At 33.6% G+C, this 3,678-nt stretch carries 5 protein-coding genes; 2 read left to right on the forward strand and 3 right to left on the reverse strand.

Translation table 11 applies throughout. The annotated features are described in order from the left end of the window. Positions 1-51: 51 nt before the first annotated feature. The 3 genes from DIU01_RS08810 to DIU01_RS08820 all read right to left on the reverse strand — a co-directional run bounded on the left by DIU01_RS08810 (position 52) and on the right by DIU01_RS08820 (position 2,472). Positions 52-795, reverse strand: coding sequence for a ribonuclease III domain-containing protein (locus DIU01_RS08810; protein ID WP_290833588.1), 744 nt, complete (start codon positions 793-795; stop codon positions 52-54). Positions 796-801: 6 nt separating this feature from the next. Beyond that, positions 802-2,055: a beta-ketoacyl-ACP synthase II gene (gene fabF / locus DIU01_RS08815; protein WP_290833590.1), complete on the reverse strand. Its 1,254-nt coding sequence runs from the start codon at positions 2,053-2,055 to the stop codon at positions 802-804. A 180-nt stretch (positions 2,056-2,235) separates the two neighbouring features. Next, the gene (locus DIU01_RS08820; protein WP_007137004.1) at positions 2,236-2,472 is read right to left on the reverse strand and encodes an acyl carrier protein; all 237 of its coding nucleotides are present in this window, start codon (positions 2,470-2,472) and stop codon (positions 2,236-2,238) included. 176 nt (positions 2,473-2,648) lie between these two features. On the opposite strand from DIU01_RS08820, the gene DIU01_RS08825 reads away from it, so the two are divergent. Continuing rightward, complete coding sequence (locus tag DIU01_RS08825; RefSeq protein ID WP_290833592.1) at positions 2,649-3,218, forward strand: phosphoribosylglycinamide formyltransferase; 570 nt, start codon at positions 2,649-2,651, stop codon at positions 3,216-3,218. A gap of 2 nt (positions 3,219-3,220) precedes the next feature. After that, positions 3,221-3,678 (forward strand): ribonuclease HI (gene rnhA / locus DIU01_RS08830; RefSeq protein ID WP_290833594.1); only part of this gene is annotated, 458 nt, incomplete at its 3' end.

The following is a 3,678-nucleotide window of genomic DNA, read 5'->3' on the forward strand; positions in this document are numbered from 1 at the left end:
CATTAACGTTAATTTACTAACGAAAACGTTATAGTTTTTTAAGAATTTGTGTTAAATTTTGTTAATTTTTTCTTGAAATGCAAAATAGGCTCTTTTTGAAGCAATTTCTTCAGCTTTCTTTTTGGATGTTGCTCTCGATTTTGCAACTACTTTGTCATCAATACTCAATTTTACACCAAAATATTTTTGTCCATCGTTTCCGTTATCATCAAAAATATCAAAATGAAATATTTTTTTCTCCTTTTGACACCATTCAATAACCAAACTTTTGTAGCTGATCACTTTTCCTTCCAATCGAGCAATATCAACGTAAGGAATAATTACTTTTTGATAGATAAATTGCTCGCAGCCTACATATCCTTTATCAAGGAAAATAGCACCAACAAGAGCTTCAAAAATATTTCCGTGGATGTTTTCACCAAAATGTGATGGTGGAACTTTACTTTCTACCAAATCAATTAGATGTAAATCTCTTCCTAATTCGTTTAAATGTTCCCGACTTACAATTTTGGAACGCATTTTTGTTAAATAACCTTCGTCACCAAGCGGTGCTTCTTTATATAAATGCGCTGCAATCACAGAACTTAACATAGAATCTCCAAGAAATTCCAATCGTTCATAATTTACAGGATTTCCTTTTTCATCGGTTTTATTGGAAGAACGATGCGTAAAGGCTTTTTCGTAGTATTTTAGGTTAACAGGTTTGAAACCTACAATTTTTTCAACAGCAACAAAAAAATTCCCGCCTTCTGTAGGACGGGAATTTTTGGAAAATATTTTTTTAAGTAATCGCATGAAAACTTATTCTTCGAATTTTTTAAACAATACACAAGCATTGTGACCTCCAAACCCAAAAGTGTTACTCATAGCAACTTTGATTTCTCTATTTTGTGGTTTGTTCAAAGTCAAATTCAATGACGGATCAATGTTTTCATCAACAACTGTATGATTAATTGTTGGTGGAACAATACTGTGTTTCATTGCTAAAATAACAGCAATCGCTTCAATCGCACCTGCAGCACCAAGCAAATGGCCTGTCATAGATTTTGTTGAATTGATATTGATATTTTTAGCATGAGATCCAAAAACGTGACTAATTGCTTTCAATTCGGCAACATCACCAAGTGGCGTTGAAGTTCCGTGCGTATTGATGTGATCTACCATTTCTGGCGACATTCCTGCATCACGCAACGTATTTTCCATAACTGCAATTACACCAAGACCTTCTGGATGTGGAGCAGTTAAGTGATAAGCATCTGACGACATTCCGCCACCGCCAATTTCACAATAAATTTTGGCACCACGCGCTTTTGCATGTTCGTATTCTTCTAAAACAATCGCACCGGAGCCTTCACCAAGAACAAAACCATCACGAGTTGCATCAAATGGACGCGAAGCCGTTTCTGGACTTTCATTTCTGGTAGATAAAGCATGCATTGAGTTAAATCCGCCCATTCCTGCAATAGTTACAGCAGCTTCAGAACCTCCAGTGATAATTACATCACACATTCCTAATCTAATATAATTAAAAGCATCAATCATAGCATTTGCAGATGATGCACAAGCAGAAACCGTTGTATAATTTGGACCCATATAACCATTTCTCATAGAAATATGAGCTGGAGCAATATCGGCAATCATTTTTGGAATAAAGAACGGATTGAATTTTGGAGTTCCATCGCCTTTGGCATAATACATTACTTCTTCTTGAAAAGTTTCTAATCCGCCAATTCCTGCACCCCAAATTACACCAACTCTGTGTTTGTTTACATTGTCATGAGTAATTCCGGCATCTTTGATAGCTTCGTCACTGGATGCAATAGCATAGTGCGAAAATTTATCTAAACGACGAGATTCTTTACGATCCATGTAATCTTCAATATTGAAGTTTTTTACTTCGCAAGCAAATTTTGTTTTATGCTTTTCAGTATCGTAATATGTTATTGGAGCAGCACCACTTTTGCCGCTTATTAAAGCATCCCAATATTCTTCTATTGAATTTCCAATAGGAGTTAATGCTCCAAGACCAGTTACAACAACACGCTTTAATTGCATATAATTTTTTTTAAATATCGTTTAAACAAATAATACCCATATTTCTTTATCTTATTTTGAGCTTAAAGAGACAAGGGTATTTCAATATAATGTGATTGAAATTCAATCAAAAATAGTCTAATTTTTTTTAAAAATAATAAAAACCCGCACACAAATAATGCGTACGGGTTATTTATTTTATTATTTTTTTGCTTCTTCGATGTAAGAAATAGCTTGACCTACAGTAGCAATGTTTTCTGCTTGGTCGTCTGGAATTTGAATATCAAATTCTTTTTCGAACTCCATAATAAGCTCAACAGTGTCTAATGAATCTGCTCCTAAATCGTTTGTGAAGCTTGCTTCTGTTACAACTTCATTCTCGTCAACGCCTAATTTGTCTACGATAATCGCTTTAACTCTTGATGCAATGTCTGACATAATCTTTAATTTTAAAATTTAAATTGTTGGCAAAAATAAAAAACTTTATCTTAAAACCACCTTTTAGTTAATAAATGTGACCACGAAATTAAAAAAATTATTTCACAAAGACCTCATTTATATTATTTATTATCATTTATTATTCTTTTTTTTGCGTAATAAAAATTACAGGGTAAATGAAAAAGATAGTAATATTCGCTTCTGGATCGGGTTCTAACGCCGAGAATATCGTATTACATTTCAATAAAAAAGGAAGTGCGAACGTAGTCAGAATCTTTACTAACAATCCTAATGCCAAAGTGTTAGAAAGAGCAAAATATTTAGACATACCATCAGAAATATTTGATAGAAATGAGCTTAACGAAGGTAAAGTTTTACAGAAATTAAATGAAATTCAACCCGACTTAATTGTTCTCGCCGGATTCTTATTGAAATTTCCAGAATCTATTATTAAAGCATTTCCTAATAAAGTCGTTAATATTCATCCAGCACTTCTTCCAAATTATGGCGGAAAAGGTATGTATGGCATCAATGTGCATCGCGCAGTTTTAGAAAATAAAGAGAAAGAGACCGGAATAACGATTCATTATGTAAACGAACATTATGATGAAGGTGAGTTTATTTTTCAAAAATCGGTAAATATCGAAGATTGTAAATCGGCCGAAGAAATAGCAGAGCGAAATGGTGTTTTAGAACAATTGCATTTTCCAGAAGTAATTGAAAAACTTTTAACTCGCAACTCGTAGCCATGCAACATGAAGTCCACATCTATACAGACGGCGCAGCCAAAGGAAATCCCGGAAACGGAGGTTATGGCGTTGTCATGGAATTAGTAGGAACGCCACACAAAAAAGAATTCTACGAAGGTTTTAGACATACAACTAATAATAGAATGGAACTTCTTGCAGTAATTGTAGGTTTAGAAAAACTAAAAAATCCTAATATGAAGGTTTTAGTAATTTCAGATTCTAAATATGTTGTAGATTCTGTTGAGAAAAAATGGGTTTTAGGTTGGGAAAAGAAAGGTTTCGCAGGAAGAAAAAACTCCGATTTATGGAAACGATTCTTAAAAATTTACCGAAAACACCAAGTAGATTTCAAATGGATAAAAGGACACAACAACCATCCACAAAACGAACGTTGTGACGAATTAGCAGTTTATGCATCGGGTTTACCCAATTTATCGATTGATGCTTTTTATGAAAA

The sequence above is a fragment of the Flavobacterium sp. genome, from assembly GCF_003525665.1.
GTDB lineage: Bacteria > Bacteroidota > Bacteroidia > Flavobacteriales > Flavobacteriaceae > Flavobacterium.

What these genes read in the sequence shown, in the direction of transcription:
- DIU01_RS08810 (WP_290833588.1), bottom strand. Translation starts at nt 795, where the DNA reads ATGCGATTACTTAAAAAAATATTTTCCAAAAATTCCCGTCCTACAGAA.
- fabF (WP_290833590.1), bottom strand. Translation starts at nt 2,055, where the DNA reads ATGCAATTAAAGCGTGTTGTTGTAACTGGTCTTGGAGCATTAACTCCT.
- DIU01_RS08820 (WP_007137004.1), bottom strand. Translation starts at nt 2,472, where the DNA reads ATGTCAGACATTGCATCAAGAGTTAAAGCGATTATCGTAGACAAATTA.
- DIU01_RS08825 (WP_290833592.1), top strand. Translation starts at nt 2,649, where the DNA reads ATGAAAAAGATAGTAATATTCGCTTCTGGATCGGGTTCTAACGCCGAG.